General features: G+C 68.6%; 14 protein-coding genes and 1 pseudogene. 10 read left to right on the forward strand and 5 right to left on the reverse strand.

Annotated elements, in window-relative coordinates; genetic code table 11:
- The first annotated feature begins 76 nt into the window (after window positions 1–76).
- From AC07YH_RS02165 to AC07YH_RS02175, 3 genes are read left to right on the forward strand one after another with little or no spacing between them, the layout of a single operon-like run.
- Window positions 77–1,048, forward strand: coding sequence for a glycosyltransferase family 9 protein (locus AC07YH_RS02165; protein WP_494745380.1), 972 nt, complete (start codon window positions 77–79; stop codon window positions 1,046–1,048).
- A complete protein-coding gene (locus AC07YH_RS02170) occupies window positions 1,049–1,453 on the forward strand; it encodes a DUF6165 family protein (protein ID WP_494745381.1) in 405 nt (134 codons plus the stop codon).
- Window positions 1,450–1,863, forward strand: coding sequence for an ACT domain-containing protein (locus tag AC07YH_RS02175; protein WP_494745382.1), 414 nt, complete (start codon window positions 1,450–1,452; stop codon window positions 1,861–1,863). The genes AC07YH_RS02170 and AC07YH_RS02175 overlap by 4 nt, the downstream gene beginning before the upstream one ends.
- On the opposite strand, the gene AC07YH_RS02180 is transcribed toward AC07YH_RS02175, so the two are convergent.
- Both AC07YH_RS02180 and AC07YH_RS02185 read right to left on the reverse strand, forming a co-directional pair.
- Window positions 1,860–2,663, reverse strand: a complete 804-nt coding sequence (locus tag AC07YH_RS02180) for an enoyl-CoA hydratase/isomerase (protein WP_494745383.1) — start codon at window positions 2,661–2,663, stop codon at window positions 1,860–1,862. The two genes, AC07YH_RS02175 and AC07YH_RS02180, sit on opposite strands and share 4 nt — an antisense overlap.
- 154 nt (window positions 2,664–2,817) lie before the next feature.
- On the reverse strand, window positions 2,818–3,879 hold the full coding sequence (locus AC07YH_RS02185; protein WP_494745384.1) for a GGDEF domain-containing protein: 1,062 nt from the start codon (window positions 3,877–3,879) through the stop codon (window positions 2,818–2,820).
- Window positions 3,880–4,069: 190 nt separating this feature from the next.
- Between AC07YH_RS02185 and AC07YH_RS02190 the strand changes: the two genes are divergently transcribed.
- The 3 genes and pseudogenes from AC07YH_RS02190 (at window position 4,070) to AC07YH_RS02200 (ending at window position 6,809) form a co-directional block, all read left to right on the forward strand.
- The gene (locus tag AC07YH_RS02190) at window positions 4,070–5,527 is read left to right on the forward strand and encodes a coniferyl aldehyde dehydrogenase (RefSeq protein ID WP_494745385.1); all 1,458 of its coding nucleotides are present in this window, start codon (window positions 4,070–4,072) and stop codon (window positions 5,525–5,527) included.
- A gap of 1 nt (window position 5,528) precedes the next feature.
- Window positions 5,529–5,642 (forward strand): annotated as a pseudogene (locus AC07YH_RS02195) (hypothetical protein); the annotation flags it as partial.
- 21 nt (window positions 5,643–5,663) lie between these two features.
- A complete protein-coding gene (locus AC07YH_RS02200) occupies window positions 5,664–6,809 on the forward strand; it encodes a glycosyltransferase family 61 protein (protein ID WP_494745386.1) in 1,146 nt (381 codons plus the stop codon).
- On the opposite strand, the gene AC07YH_RS02205 is transcribed toward AC07YH_RS02200, so the two are convergent.
- Window positions 6,806–7,078, reverse strand: a complete 273-nt coding sequence (locus AC07YH_RS02205) for a hypothetical protein (RefSeq protein ID WP_494745387.1) — start codon at window positions 7,076–7,078, stop codon at window positions 6,806–6,808. The genes AC07YH_RS02200 and AC07YH_RS02205 overlap by 4 nt on opposite strands.
- A 108-nt stretch (window positions 7,079–7,186) precedes the next feature.
- Entirely contained in the window at window positions 7,187–8,116 is a 930-nt protein-coding gene (locus AC07YH_RS02210) for a LysR family transcriptional regulator (protein ID WP_494745388.1), read from the reverse strand.
- Between the two features lie 92 nt (window positions 8,117–8,208).
- On the opposite strand from AC07YH_RS02210, the gene AC07YH_RS02215 reads away from it, so the two are divergent.
- A complete protein-coding gene (locus tag AC07YH_RS02215; RefSeq protein WP_494745389.1) occupies window positions 8,209–9,042 on the forward strand; it encodes an oxidoreductase in 834 nt (277 codons plus the stop codon).
- 77 nt (window positions 9,043–9,119) lie between these two features.
- Here AC07YH_RS02215 and AC07YH_RS02220 read toward each other — a convergent pair whose 3' ends face one another.
- Window positions 9,120–10,739: a DEAD/DEAH box helicase gene (locus AC07YH_RS02220; protein WP_494745390.1), complete on the reverse strand. Its 1,620-nt coding sequence runs from the start codon at window positions 10,737–10,739 to the stop codon at window positions 9,120–9,122.
- Window positions 10,740–10,865: 126 nt separating this feature from the next.
- On the opposite strand from AC07YH_RS02220, the gene AC07YH_RS02225 reads away from it, so the two are divergent.
- The 3 genes from AC07YH_RS02225 to mfd are packed head-to-tail and all read left to right on the forward strand — an operon-like array spanning window position 10,866 to window position 15,386.
- Window positions 10,866–11,597: a class I SAM-dependent methyltransferase gene (locus tag AC07YH_RS02225; protein WP_494745599.1), complete on the forward strand. Its 732-nt coding sequence runs from the start codon at window positions 10,866–10,868 to the stop codon at window positions 11,595–11,597.
- Between the two features lie 23 nt (window positions 11,598–11,620).
- Window positions 11,621–11,914: an FAD assembly factor SdhE gene (locus AC07YH_RS02230; protein WP_494745600.1), complete on the forward strand. Its 294-nt coding sequence runs from the start codon at window positions 11,621–11,623 to the stop codon at window positions 11,912–11,914.
- Window positions 11,915–11,918: 4 nt separating this feature from the next.
- Window positions 11,919–15,386, forward strand: coding sequence for a transcription-repair coupling factor (gene mfd / locus AC07YH_RS02235; RefSeq protein ID WP_494745391.1), 3,468 nt, complete (start codon window positions 11,919–11,921; stop codon window positions 15,384–15,386).
- The last annotated feature ends 31 nt before the right edge of the window (window positions 15,387–15,417 follow it).

Genomic DNA, 15,417 nt, shown 5'->3' on the forward strand with positions numbered 1-15,417 from the left:
CGTTCAAAATTAGCAAGTGAGTGTTCACTTACATTTTCGTGATGGACAGCCGCGAGCGACCCGGCGACACACGGCCATGGTCCAGACGGTGCTTATCTATTCCATGGGCGAGGTGATCGGCGATGGCCTGATCAAGCTGCCCTTCATCGCCGGGCTGCGCGCGGCGTTCCCGGAGGCCCGCATCAGCTGGTGCGCGGCCAAGGGCGAGACGGTCTACACGACGGCGCTGAAGAACGTCATGGCCGGCTATGTCGACGAGGTGATCCTGGACGGCGCCAACGGCGCGGGCGCGCTGGATAGCCTGCCATGGAGCAAGCCGTTCGGCGGCCGCAAGTTCGACCTCGTCATCGACACCCAGGAGAACCTGCGCCGCAGCGGCGTGGCCAGGCGTGGCGCGGGGCGCTTCTTCTCGGCGGCGCATCAGGCTCGCGCCAAGGACTGGCCGGTCGCCGTCACCGATCGCCTGGCGCGACTGCTGGACCTGGCCACGGACGGGCAGGGCGCGCCCAAGCCCCTGGCGCTGACCAACCCAGACGCCCTGAAGGCCGCCGAGTCCCTGCTGCCGGCCGGCCGGACTTATGTCGGCCTGGCGCCCGGCGCGGGCGGTCAGGACAAGCGCTGGCCGCTGGAGAACTATTTCGAGCTGGCCCGCCGGATCGTCGCCAACGGCTGGACGCCCGTGTTCCTCTTCGGCCCCGACGAGGCCGAGGACGCCGCCATCGCCGCCCAGGAGGTCCCGCAAGCCCTCCAGCCCGAGCGCAACCGCACTGACGGCTTCACGGCCGTGAAGGGCCCCCTGCTGGTCATCGCGTTGGCCAGCCGGCTGGCGGCTGGTGTCGCCAACGACGCGGGCCCGGGCCACATGCTCGCCGCCGGCGGCGCGCCGCTGCTGTCGCTGCAGCAGGACCGCCGCAAGTCGGTGAAGTTCCGTCCCGCCGCCCAGCGGCTTGAGATGCTGGTCGCGGAGGACTACGGAAGCGGCATGGGCGCCCTGCCGGTCGACGCGGCCTGGGACGCGCTCAACAAGTTGGTGTCCGGAGTCGCCTGAATGTCCATCCTCGCGCCGATCTCGGCGGGCGAACTGGTCGACAAGATCACCATCCTGCGGGTCAAGGCCCAGCGCATCGGCGATCCGGCCAAGGAAGCCAATGTCCGCAAGGAGCTGGCCCTGTTGGAGGCCACGGCGGCTCAGCACCTGCCCGACAACGCCGACATCGCCCGCCTGACCGAGGAACTCACGACGGTCAACGCCGCTCTCTGGGATATCGAGGACGGCAAGCGCGACTGCGAGCGCCGCCAGGACTTCGGCCCGGACTTCGTGGCCCTGGCCCGCCGCGTCTATATCGACAACGACAAGCGCGCCGCGATCAAGCGCGCCATCAACGAGGCCGCAGGCTCGGAGATCGTCGAGGAGAAGAGCTACAAGCCCTATCTTCCGACGTCGGAAGAATGAGCCAAGTCGTTCGCGACGCTCGGGAAATGGTTGCGGGTATGACGCCGGCGCTCCAGAGCGGCCAATACGTGTTCTGCGCCGCCGGCGATCGCGACTGGGCCGCGCTCCAGCCCTTGGCCATGTTCCGCGAGGCCGAGGGCGTCAGCCTGATCCTGGAGCGTGGCGCGGCGGCAGCGGCTGGCTTCCCGGTCGAGGCGCCGATGGCCCTGATCACGCTCAACGTCTATTCGGCCCTCGACGGCGTCGGCCTGACCGCCGCTGTGGCCACGACGCTGGCCCAGGCTGGCATCGCCTGCAACATGGTCGCGGCGCTGAACCACGACCATGTTTTCGTGCCGGCCGAGCGCGCCGACGAGGCTGTCCGGATCCTGGTCGACCTCCAGGCGTCCGCTAGCGCCCCCCAAAACTAGCGCCCTTTGAACGCCGCCGCGCGCTTCTGGAGGAAGGCGCTGACGCCTTCCAGGAAGTCCTCGGTCTTGCCGGCGAACTTCTGGGCCTTGCGTTCGGCGTGCAGCTGGCCGGTCCAGTCGCTGTCGAGGCTGTCCCAGACCAGCTTGCGGATCGCGCCCAGGGCGGCCGGGCCCTTGGCCAGTTCGAGGGCCAGCGCATGGGCGGTCGGGATCAGCTGGTCATCCGGGACGCAGCGGTTGACCAGGCCCCATTGCAGCGCCGTGGCGGCCGGGATCTTGTCGCCCAGCAGCATCATCTCCATCGCCCGCGCCTTGCCGATCAGGCGGGGCAGCAGGTAGGTCGAGCCGCCGTCGGGCACCAGGCCGATGCGCCGGAAGGCCTGCAGGAAATAGGCGCTCTCGCCGGCCACGATGATGTCGCCCATCAGCGCGATCGAACAGCCGACGCCGGCCGCCGGACCGTTCACCGCCGTGACGATCGGCAGCGGGAAGTCGCGCAGCAGGGTCATCAGCGGGTTGTAGGTGTTCTCCAGCGCCGAGCCGGCGTCGGGCTTGCCGTCGACATCCAGCTCGCGCCCGGCCGCGCCGCCGCCCGACAGGTTGGCGCCCGAGCAGAAGCCGCGGCCTTCGCCGGTCAGGATCACCGCGCGCGCCTCGACCTTGCCGGCCGCGATGGAGGAGAAGGCGTGGATCAGCTCGCGGGCGATCTCCAGGCTGGCGGCGTTCAGCGTGGACGGATCGGCGAGGGTGACGGTGGCGACGCCGTCCTGGGTCGAGACACGGATCTTCTGATAGTCCACGGCGCTGCTCCCTTGGTTCGTTGGGAGAATTCTAGGCGCCTTTGCCCTTTGGGAAGGCCAGTGGAATCTTCAGGGGGAAATTGGAATCTTCAAAAGGAAACGCCGCCGATCGTGAGACCGGCGGCGCCAAAGGTAGGTCTTCTGCTGAAGCTGTTTAGGCCGCGTTGGCCGAGGCCGGCATGGATTCCGCCGCCGTGACGCGGTTGCGGCCGCCGCGCTTGGAGGCGTAGAGCGCCGCATCGGCGCGTTCCATGACCGAGTGGCCGCTTTCGTTCGGCTTGCGCTCGGCGAAGCCCGACGAAATGGTGATGGCGCCCAGGTCCTCGTTGGTCGAGCGACGCTTGAGCATGCGCGAGGAGACCTCGACGCGGATCTCTTCCAGGGTGGTGGCGACGATCGAGGCGGCTTCGCGCGGGAAGATCATGGCGAATTCCTCGCCGCCGTAGCGGGCCGCGAAGCGCGGCGGCGCGGCGACGCGGCCGATCACCGAGGCGACGTAACGGATGACCTGATCGCCCGTCTGGTGACCCCAGGTGTCGTTGAAGCCCTTGAAGTGGTCGATGTCGAGCACGGCCAGGCAGATCGTCGTGTCGCTGTCGTCGGCGTCCTGACAGGCGCGATCCAGCTCTTCGTCGAAGGCCTTGCGGTTGGCCAGGTTCGTCAGGCCGTCGGTGGTGGCGTCGCGACGGACCTGTTCCAGGTGCTCGCGCAGGCGCTCGACTTCCGAGGTGGATTCGGCCAGGCGCGTTTCCAGCGACTGGTTTTCCTTGTGCACGCGGCGGGTGGCTTCGGCCAGGTTGCCGACCACGGCCTTGATGGCTTCGACGTCGGTCGTCTTGTCCAGGCTCTTGCTGGCGCCGGCCAGTTCCTTGCCGAAGGCGGCGTTGGACTTCTGGGCGTTCTGGATGGCCTTGGAGACCGCTTCCAGTTCCTTGGAGAGGATGTCGCCGGCGTCGCGGATCTGTTCGTTCAGGCGCGCCTTGGGCAGGTAGGTCGCGGCGAGCTCTTCGCTGACCAGTTCGGTCATCGGCTCGCCCAGCGAGATCAGGCGGGTCAGCTCACGGGCCAGGGCGCCGTCGGGATCGGCCACATAGTGGGTCCACAGCTCGAAGTTCAGCGCGGTCGGCCACACCTGGTGGCGCTCCATGAGCTCCAAGGCGCGCGAAGCAATCTTGTAGGCCTCGGGACCGCGCAGCGTGGTTTCGACGTCCGACATCTCTTCTTCCCCCGTGGGCGGTCCCCCTTGCGGAAACGCCGACGCTTGGAGCGCGACCTTAGGGGGGAGAGTTCTTACGATGCGTTAAGAACGACGTTCTCTTGCGTAAGAAACGACCAGCGCTCATGGTGATCATCGATAAGATGAGCGCCGCGCCGCCTCGGCCGGGCCAGGGGAGGGAGCCAGCATCATGAATGCGCCGGTGAATCTGTCGTCCGACGCCCACAAGGCGGTGATGAACGACATCCTGCAGCGACAGAAGGCCGCGCACCTGCGCGACGGCGCGCCAAGCATCGACAAGCGAATCGACTGGCTGAACCGCTGCATCGATCTGCTGGTCGGGCACCAGGTCGAGATCGCCAAGGCCGTGAACGCCGACTTCGGCTCGCGCTCGCCGGAGGCCACCTCGCTGACCGACGTGGCCGGCTCGATCGGGCCGCTGAAGTTCGCTCGCGAGAACGTCGCCAAGTGGGCTCGCCCCGAGAAGCGCAAGACGACCCCGGCGATCCTGGGCCTGTTCGGCGCCAAGGCCAGCGTGCAGTGGCAGCCCAAGGGCGTCGTGGGCGTGATCAGCCCCTGGAACTTCCCGGTCAACCTGACCTTCGCCCCGCTGGCCGGCGTGTTCGCGGCCGGTAACCGGGCGATGATCAAGCCGTCGGAATTCACACCGGCCACCTCGGACCTGCTCAAGGCGATGTTCGCCAAGGCGTTCTCGGAAGAAGAGGTCGCGGTGTTCGTCGGCGGGCCGGAGGTCGGCCAGGCGTTCTCGGGGCTGGCCTTCGACCACCTGGTCTTCACCGGCGCGACCTCGGTGGCGCGGCACGTGATGCGGGCGGCGGCCGAGAACCTGGTGCCTGTCACCCTGGAGCTGGGCGGCAAGAGCCCGGTGATACTGTCGCGCGGCGCTGACATCGCCACGGCCGCGGCGCGGATCATGAACGGCAAGACCCTGAACGCCGGCCAGATCTGCCTGGCGCCGGACTATGTCCTGGCCCCGCAGGAAGACGTCGAGACCTTCGTCAAGGAAGCTCAGGCCGCCGTCGGCCGCTACTTTCCGACGATCAAGGATAATCCCGACTACACGGCCGTGGTCGCCCAGCGCCATTACGACCGGGTGAAGGGCTATGTCGACGACGCCCGGGCCAAGGGCGCTCGCATTGTCGAGATCAATCCGGGCGGCGAGGACCTCTCGCAGCAGGAGCATCGCAAGATCGCCCCGACCCTGATCCTGGATCCCACCGACGACATGACGGTGATGCGGGAGGAGATCTTCGGCCCGGTGCTGCCGGTAAAGGGCTACAAGACCGTCGACGAGGCCGTGGCCTATGTGAACGCCCGCGACCGGCCGCTGGCCCTCTACTGGTTCGGCACGAACGAGGCCGAGAAGGATCGGGTGCTGGCCAACACCACTAGCGGCGGCGTCACGGTCAATGACGTGATCTTCCACGTCGCCCAGGAGGACCTGCCGTTCGGCGGCGTCGGCCCGGCCGGCATGGGCGCCTATCACGGCCACGACGGCTTCCGCGAGTTCAGCCACCGCAAGGCGGTGTTCCAGCAGTTGAAGAAGGACATCGCCCCGATGCTGGGCCTGCGCCCGCCGTACGGCGAGGGCATCCGCAAGTACCTGGCAGGGCAGATCAAACGCTAAACCTTGTCATCCCGGCCGCAGCGAAGCGGAGAGCCGGGACCCAGGGGCGACTGCAGTGCGCCGGCCCCTGGGTCCCGGACAAGCGCTACGCGCTTTCCGGGATGACACGTTTTAAAGGTCATGCTCCAAGCGGCGCATGACCGCGCCGCTTTCCCTGCGCCCCATCGTCGAGGCCAGCGACCTGCCGCCCGTGCTGGCGGCGGAGCTGCGCGAGCGGTTCGCGCGGGGCCAGACCGGAGTGGCGTTCGCGCCGGAGCATGACGCCTCGGTCGGCGCGCCGTGGGGCGCCTTGGCCGGCCCGGAGGCCGCCGCCTGGCAGTTCGACATCAACGCTCCGCTGCCGGTCAACGTGCCGGCGCTGTGCGCGATCGGCGAGAGCTGGTGGTTCCCGCGCTTCGGCGGGCTGATCGGGACGGACGGCGCGCTCTACAACGCTACGATCGGCGAGGCGCGGCATGGGTCGCAGGACCTGTCGGCGATGCCGGGCGTGCAGGGCGACCGGTTCACGCCGCCGGCTTCGGCGCCGCAGATCGAGGCCGGGGCTGTGTTCCTGCCCTGGGGCGCGACCTTCAACTACGGTCACTTCGTCATCGACGCCCTGCCGTCGCTGCTGGCGCTGGAGCAGGCGGGGCTTCTGGACGGTGTGCCGGTCCTGGCCCCGAAGCTGACCGCCTGGCAGCGCGACCTGATCGCTCTGGCCTTCCCGGGGATCGACCTGCGCGAGGTCGAGGCGCCGGTCGTGCGGCTGAAGCGGGCGGTGTTCGCCACCAGCATGGACCACTTCCTGCACCACCCGAACGGCCTGGTCGCCGATGTCGCCGCGCGGGTGCTCGAGCGCGCGCCGGTCGGGCAAGGCGCCAAACGCGTCTATCTCTCCCGGCGTGGCCAGTCGATGCGGGTGATGGTCGGCGAGGCGGCCTTCGAAAAGGCCCTGATGACGCGCGGCTTCACGATCGTGCGGCCCGAGACCCTGGGCGCGGCCGAGCAGGTCGCCCTGATGCGTGACGCCGAGGTACTGGTCGGCGCCAGCGGCGCGGCCCTGGCCAACGCCGTCTTCTTGCCGAAGGGCGCGCGGGTCGTGGAGATCCAGCCGCTGAACTTCACCAGCCAGTGGGTGCGGGCGGCCTGCCGCCAGGTCGGCGTCGACTGGCGCGGTTATGTCTGCGCGTCACCGGCTCCGGCGCGACAGGCGCCGGTGCTGGCCAGGCTTCGCCGAGGCTTCAAATTCGCCTTCAAGCCGTCCTTGGACGACCTGCTCAGCGTGGTGGATCAGGCGCTCTAGAGGATGCCCTTGCGGCCCGGAGCCCACGGGTCGAGCGACTGCTGCTCCTCGCGCTTGACCATGCCGTAATAGCCGGCGAACCAGACGATCAGGAAGGTGACGAGGCCACCCCAGAAGCCGCCCGGCGTGGCGAACCACACCGTCAGGCCACTGATGCTGGAGGCCAGGCCCAGCATCGCCCAGCGCAGCAGCACCGCGAACGCGTGATAGGTCTTTTCGTGCGCGATCAGCACGGCTTGCTTGTCGAGTTCGGGTTCGATGGCGGCCATGTTCAGTCCTCCCATTCTTGTCGCCAAATTGGCTTATTGGGCGCGACCGGGCCGGACTCCGGCGCGATCGAGCCGAAAACGTCAGCGACGATAACAGCGTTCCGTCAACTAGGCCATGGCCGCGCCGTCTCGAACCGTATCGATGAAGGCGCGAAGGGCCGGGCTCATCTGCCGTTGCTGGGGAAAGCACAGGTGGTGGCCCGGGAAAGACCCGCACCAGGGCTCCAGCATGGGGACGAGACGGCCTTCGGCTATGGCCTGACGCGCGGTGCGTTCGACCGGGAAGGCGATGCCGACGCCGTCGAGCGCGGCCTGCAGCGCCATCTCCTTGCTGTTGACGATCAGCGGCCCGTCGACCTCGACCTCGAACCAGGCGCCGTCCTCGAGGAATTCCCAGCGATAGGGCTGTGTGTGGCCCGGCCAACGCCAGCGGATGCAGTCGTGGCCCAGCAGATCGCGCGGATGGGCCGGCAGGCCACGCTCGGCCACATAGCTTGGCGCGGCGACCGGCACCTGCCGCAACGGCGGCTCCAGCGGTACGGCGATCATGTCGCGCTCGATCACCTCGCCGATGCGGATGGCGGCGTCGAAGCCGGCGGCGACGGTGTCGACCACCTCGTCGTCGATCGTCACGTCCAGCACCACCTTGGGAAACGCGCGGCGGAACGTGGGCAGGATGGGCTGGATGAAGCGCTCGGCCGCGGAGCGGAAGGCGTGGACGCGGACGGTTCCTGAGGGGAGGTCCTGATATAGCCGCGCCTGGCCGACGGCCTGGCTGAGTTCGGCGACGGCTGGCGCGGCGCGGCGAAGCAGGGTCTGGCCCGCCTCGGTCAAGGAGACGCTGCGCGTGGTGCGGTTCAGCAGGCGGACACCGATCTTGTCCTCGAAGGTGCGCACGATCTGGCTCAGGGCCGATGGCGTGACGCCTAGCGCCTCGGCCGCGCGCGTGAAGCTCAGCGCCTGGCCCACGGCCACGAAGGCGCGCAGGTGGGCGAAGTCGCCGCCCGTCAGCATCGCGTCCGCCGCCGCCTGGGTCATTCTTTAGTCAGCCTTACAAACTCGATCAGAATTGACCGTATTATGTAGTGGCTTGAGAAGGCGCACAAGGTGCGCCTCACAAGGAGCAGGCGATGACGAAGCATTGGTTCATCACGGGGATTTCACGCGGGCTGGGTCTCGCGCTCGCCAAGGCGGCGTTGGCGCGCGGCGACACCGTGATCGGCACGGTCCGCTCGGGCGCGCCACCGATCGACGCTGGACCGGGCCTGCTGCACGTCCTGACCCTGGATGTCACGGACGGCGCGGCGATCGACCGGGCGGTAGATGAGGCCTTCCGCCTGGCCGACGGGCGCCTGGACGTTGTGGTCAACAACGCGGGCTATGGCCTGCTGGGCGCCTTGGAGGACGCCACCGACGCCGAGGCCGAGCGGCTGTTCGCCACCGACGTCTTCGGCCCGTTCAAGGTGATCCGGGCGGCCCTGCCCAGGCTGCGGACGCAAGGGGAGGCGCGCATCCTCAACATCACCTCGATCGCCGGCCGCGCGCCGGGGGCGGCCTCGGGCCTCTACGCGGCGGCCAAGTTCGCGCTGGAGGGGCTGACGGTGTCGCTGAGTCAGGAAGTCGCCCCTCTGGGTATCAAGCTGACCGCCGTGGCGCCCGGCGCCTTCCGCACGGACTTCCTCTCGGCCCACTCGATCCGCCTGAGCGAGACGCGGGCCAAGGGCTATGACGCCACGGTCGGCAAGGCGAGCGAGGCGTTCTCGTCCATGGCCGGCCAGCAGCTGGGCGACCCGGATCGCGCCGCCCAGGCCCTGTTGCGCATCGTCGACGCGCCCGATCCGCCGCTGCATCTGCTGCTCGGGTCCGACGCCCTGCGCCGGGCGCGCGCCAAGCTGGACGCGGTGCAGGCCGAGATGTCCGCCTGGGAGGCGCTGACGGTCAGCACGGACTTCCCGCAGGCCTAGAAAACCGGGTCGCGAGAAACGAAAAAGCGCCGGACGAGCGATCGTCCGGCGCTTCTGCATTCTCGATGATCCGAGGCCTATTTGCCGCGCGGCGGGCGGACCAGGAAGGCCGGGATGTCGTTGCCGAAGCCGACCACGCGACGGTCGTCGTCGTCGCGGTCACGGACCGGCTGGACGCCGCGCACGGGACGCTCGGGGCGCTCCGGACGTTCGCTGCGCTCGGCGCGTTCAGCACGCTCCGGACGCTCGGCGCGAGCGGGGCGTTCCGCGCGTTCGGGGCGCTCGGTTTCGGCGGCCGGGGCGGCGGCGCGCGGTTCGCGCTCACCACGCGGCTCGCGTTCGCGGCGCGGGCGGCGCTCGCGGGCGGGACGTTCCTCGGCGACGACGGCTTCAGGCGTCTCGGCGACGACGACGGCTTCGGCCGGCGCGTCGGCGGCGGCTTCCTCGGTGCGGCGACCACGGGCGCGGGGCGAGGGACGCTCACCGCGTTCGCCACGATCGCGATCACGGCTGCCGCGCTTGCGATCGCGATCGCCCTCGCGCTTCACCGTCACGGCGTTCGAGTAGTCGAGCTCGAGCTTCTCTTCGTCCGGGGTCGAGCCGATCAGCTTGACGACCTTGTCGAAGCCCTTGTCGTCGGCCGGGGTCACCAGCATGTAGGTGATGCCCGTGCGCCCGGCGCGGCCGGTGCGGCCGATGCGGTGGACGTAGTCGTCGGCGTGGTGCGGGACGTCGTAGTTGAAGACGTGGCTGACGGCCGGGATGTCCAGGCCGCGCGCGGCGACGTCCGAGGCCACCAGAATCTTCAGCGAACCATCGCGGAAGGCCGCCAGGGTCTTGGTGCGCTGGCTCTGATCCAGATCGCCGTGGATGGCGGCGGCGTCGAAGCCGTGCACTTTCAGCGACTTGGCGACGATGTCGACTTCGGTCTTGCGGTTGCAGAACACGATGCCGGTTTCGATGTTGGCCTTCTCGACCAGGGCCCGCAGCGCCAGGCGCTTGGCCTTGGGATCCGAGGAGGGGACCTTGACCAGCAGCTGGGTGATGTTGGCGTTGGTCGTTGCCGGCTTGGCCACCTCGATCCGGACCGGGTCCTTGAGGAACTGCTTGGTCAGGCGGGTGATTTCCGGCGGCATGGTCGCCGAGAAGAACAGGGTCTGCTTCTTGGGCGGCGTCATCTTGAAGATGCGCTCGATGTCCGGGATGAAGCCCATGTCCAGCATGCGGTCGGCTTCGTCGACGACCAGGAATTGCACGCCGGTCATCAGCAGCTTGCCGCGCTCGAAGTGGTCGAGCAGGCGGCCCGGCGTGGCGATCAGCACATCGACGCCGCGATCCAGCTTCTTCTCCTGGTCGCCGAACGACACGCCGCCGATCAGCAGCGCCCACGAGAGCTTGGTGCCCTTGGCGTACTTCTCGAAGCTGGAGGCGACCTGGTCGGCCAGCTCGCGGGTCGGGGCGATGACCAGGGCGCGCGGCATGCGGGCCTTGGCGCGGCCCGACTGCAGCTTGTCGATCAGCGGGAGGGTGAAGGCGGCGGTCTTGCCGGTGCCCGTCTGGGCGATGCCGAGCACATCCTGGCCCGCGAGGGCGACGGGGATGGCCTGGGCCTGAATGGGGGTCGCAGTGGTATAGCCGGTGTCGGCGACCGCCTGCAGGGTCGTGGGCGAAAGCCCGAGGTCGGAAAATTCGGTCATTTACACGCTGGTCTGAAACCCGGAGCCGCCCGTGCTTGGGCGAGCGGGCAGCGCGGATTCGCCAGACCTGCTCCGAAGTTGGGGATAAATAGGCTGAAACCCGGCAAAGTCAATGCTGACAAGGCGATAGGAAGTGTTCGGAAGATGAGCGACGGCGGCTGGAGAAGTTCCGCGAAAGCCTGGATCGCCGACATGGGCGATACTGGCGACTATGGCCGACAGTACGTGCTCGACGCGCCGATGATCGCGCGGTTGCGGCGCCTGACACCCGGCAAGGCCCTGGATGTCGGCTGCGGGGAAGGGCGGTTCTGCCGGATCCTGCGCGCCGAGGGCTTCGAGCCCGTGGGCCTGGATCCGACGCCGGAGCTGCTGGAGGCCGCGCGGGCCAAGGACCCGGACGGCGCCTATGTCGACGGCCGCGCCGAGGCGTTGGACTTCGAGGGCGGCAGCTTCGACCTCGTGGTCAGCTGTCTTTCCCTGATCGATATCGAGCCCGCCGGTGAGGCGATCGCCGAGATGGTCCGGGTGCTGAAGCCTGGTGGGACCCTGCTGGTCGCCAACCTGACCAGCTTCTCGACCGCCCGCGCCAACGATGGCTGGCAGCGGAACCTGCTGGGCCAGCGCAAGCACTTCGCCATCGACCGCTATCTGGAGCCGCGCGCCAGCTGGGACGAATGGCGCGGCATCCGGGTGCTCAACTGGCATCGTCCGCTGAAGGACTACATGCAGTGGTTCCTGGCGGCGGGCCTGACGCTCACGCACTTCGACGAGCCCGAGCCGCACGGCGGGCCGCCCGACCGTGCTGACAGATACCGGCGAGCGCCCTGGTACGTCATCATGGAGTGGCGCAAGCCCTGAGCCCGCTCTATATCCGCGAACACATGACCATCGACCACGACTCCCGCCTTCGGCGCCTTCGTTTCCGCGCCTGGCATCGCGGCTTCCGGGAAGCGGACCTCATCCTGGGCCCGTTCGCGGACGTCCATGGCCCGAACCTGACCTCCGAACAGATCGACACGCTGGAGACCCTGCTGGAGGAGTCCGACCGCGAGATCTACGCCTGGATCGTCGGCCAGGAGCCGACGCCGGAAAGGTTCGAGACCGACGTCCTGGCGATGATCCGCGCGTTCAGGTTCGAGGCGCACGCTTCGCGCCCGATGGGAGACGGCGCTTAACAGCATGAGCTATGACGCAAAGCAGATCGCCAAGGCCGCCGGCGGCCTGACCCTGGCCGGCGCGCCGGAAGGCTTTGACGCGCTGGTGATGGCCGACATCGCTCGCGCCCGAGGCGGCCTGACCGCCTTCGTGGCCCGCGACACCGCCCGCGCCGGCGCCTTCATCGACGCGCTGAAGTTCTTCGCCCCCGAGGTCGAGGCGGTGCTGCTGCCCTCGTGGGACTGCCTGCCTTACGACCGCATCGGCCCGTCCTCGGGCGTGTCGGCCACGCGGATGGCGACCCTGTCGCGCCTGGCCCGGGGCCTGGGCGACAAGAAGGCGGCCATCCTGGTCATCGCCGCGCCGGCCTTGCTGCAGCGCGTGCCGACCAAGGACGTGCTGCTGCGGGCCAGCTACTCGGCCAAGGTCGGCAATGTCGTCGATATCAAGGACCTGGAGCGCTATTTCGCCGTCAACGGCTACGCCCGCGCCTCCACCGTCTCCGAGCGCGGCGAGTTCGCGATCCGCGGCGGCGTCATCGACGTCTATCCGCCAGCCGCCGAAGAGCCGGTGCGTCTCGATCTCTTCGGCGACACGCTGGAAAGCATCCGCGCCTTCGATCCCGAGACCCAACGCTCGACCAAGCAGCTGAAGGAGATCGATCTCCTGCCGGTCAGCGAGGCGCTTCTGGACGCCGACGGTATCTCGCGGTTCCGCAAGGGCTATGTCGCGCAGTTCGGCGCGCCTGGCGATGATCCGCTGTACGCCGCCGTGTCCGAGGGCGGCCGCCGCGCCGGTCTCGAGCACTGGCTGCCGCTGTTCTACGAGCGGATGGCGACGCTGTTCGACTATCTGCCGGATGGGTCGCTGATCGGCGTCGACCACCAGGCGGCCGAGGCCCGCGACGAGCGCCTGGCGATGATCGCCGACGCCTATGACGCCCGGGCCAGCGCCGACCGCAAGTCGGCCTACCGCCCGCTGGCGCCCGAGGCCCTCTACCTGACCGCCGCCGAGTGGGACCGAGAGCTCACCGACCGCACGCACCGCCTGTTCACGCCGTTCCAGCCCCAGGGTCTGGACGTCGTCGACATGGGCGCGAAGCTGGGCCGCGTGTTCGCCGCCGAGCGGGCCCAGGACAGCGTCAACCTGTTCGAGGCCACCGCCGACCACGCCAAGAAACTGGCCGCCGACGGCAAGCGCGTGCTGTTCGCCTCGTGGTCCGAGGGCTCGTCCGAGCGCCTGGGGACCATGCTGTCTGACCACGGCTTGAAGAAGATCCCCTATGCCGGCTACTGGCAGGCGGCCAAGGCCAATGATCCGAAGACCCCGCAGCGGGTCGTGCTGCCGCTGGACCACGGCTTCGAGACGGAAAACCTGGCGGTCATCTCCGAGACCGACATTCTGGGCGACCGCCTGGCCCGCCCGCGCAAGAAGCGCCGCGCCGCCAACTTCCTGGCCGAGGCCTCGGCCCTGACGCCGGGCGATCTGGTCGTCCACATCGACCACGGCATCGGCCGCTACGAGGGCCTCAAGACCCTCGATGTCCAGGGTGCGCCGCACGACTGCCTGGACCTGATGTACGGCGGCGAGGCCAAGCTCTATCTGCCGGTCGAGAACATCGACCTCTTGACCCGCTACGGCGCCTCGGATCCCGACAGCGTCCAGCTGGACAAGCTGGGCGGCGCGGCCTGGCAGGGCCGCAAGGCCAAGGCCAAGGAACGTCTGCGGGTCATGGCCGAGGGCCTGATCCAGATCGCCGCCGCCCGTCAGCTGAAGTCCGTGGAAGAGACCGACGCGCCGCAGGGCGTGTTCGATGAGTTCTGCGCCCGCTTCCCCTACGAGGAGACGGACGACCAGCTCAGCGCCATCCACGACGTGCTGGAGGACCTGTCGTCCGGCAAGCCGATGGACCGCCTGATCTGCGGCGACGTGGGCTTCGGCAAGACGGAAGTGGCGCTGCGCGCGGCCTTCGTGGTGGCGATGAGCGGCAAGCAGGTGGCGATCGTCTGCCCGACGACGCTGCTGGCCCGCCAGCACTACAAGACCTTCAAGGACCGCTTCCAGGGCTGGCCTATCAAGGTCACGCGCCTGTCGCGCCTGGTCACCGGCAAGGAAGCCGCCGAGGCCCGGGAGGGCCTGGCCGACGGCACGATCGAGATCGTGGTCGGCACCCACGCGGTGCTGTCCAAGCAGGTCTCGTTCAAGGACCTGGGCATGGTCATCGTCGACGAGGAGCAGCACTTCGGGGTCAAGCACAAGGAGAAGCTCAAGGAGCTTCGCGCCGACGTGCACATGCTGACCCTGACCGCCACGCCGATCCCGCGCACCCTGCAGATGGCGCTGTCGGGCATCCGCGAGATGTCGATCATCGCCACCCCGCCGGTCGATCGCCTGGCGGTGCGCACCTACATTAGCCCGTTCGATCCGGTGACCCTGCGCGAGGCCCTGCTGCGCGAGAAGTACCGCGGCGGCCAGTCCTACTATGTCGTGCCGCGCATCAAGGACCTGGAGGACATCGAGAAGTTCCTCCGCACCCAGGTGCCCGAGGTGAAGTATGTCGTCGGCCACGGCCAGATGGCGGCCACCCAGCTGGAAGACGTGATGACGGCCTTCTACGAGGGCCAGTACGACGTGCTGCTGGCCACGACGATCGTGGAAAGCGGCCTGGACATCCCGTCGGCCAACACCCTGATCGTCCACCGCGCCGACATGTTCGGCCTGGCCCAGCTCTATCAGATCCGGGGTCGCGTCGGTCGTTCCAAGGCCCGCGCCTACGCCTATCTGACCACGCCGGTCGAGAAGTCGCTGACCCTGTCGGCCGAGAAGCGCCTGCAGGTGCTACAGTCGCTGGACAGCCTGGGCGCCGGCTTCCAGCTGGCCAGCCACGACCTGGACCAGCGCGGCGGCGGTAACCTGCTGGGCGACGAGCAGAGCGGCCACATCAAGGAGATCGGCGTCGAACTCTACCAGCAGATGCTGGAAGATGCGGTCGCCGAGCTTCGCCAGCGCCAGGGCCAAGAGGCTCTGCTGGAAGACCGGGGCTGGTCGCCGCAGATCAATACCGGCGCGGCCGTGATGATCCCGGACGAATATGTGCCGGACCTGAACGTGCGCCTGTCGCTCTATCGCCGCCTGTCCGACGCCGAGCAGGCCGCCGATCGCGAAGCCCTGGCCGCCGAGATGATCGACCGCTTCGGCCCGCTGCCGCCCGAGACCGACTCCCTGCTCAAGGTCGTCGCCATCAAGGGTCTGTGCCGCGAGGCCAATGTCGCCAAGATCGACGTCGGGCCCAAGGGCGCGGTCGCCAGCTTCCGCAACGACACCTACGCCAATCCGCTGGGGCTGATGCAGTACGTGGCCAAGAACAGCATCATCTGGAAGGTCCGTCCCGACCAGAAGGTCGTGGTCAAGGGCGAGTGGGACACCCCGGCCCAGCGTCTCGACGCGGCCGAGAAGATTCTCACCGTCCTGGCCAAGCTCGCCAAGGAATAGCGCCGGGATCGGATGAGGCGGGGAGGGGTTG

The organism is Caulobacter sp. GW456-12-1-14-TSB4, from assembly GCF_059424195.1.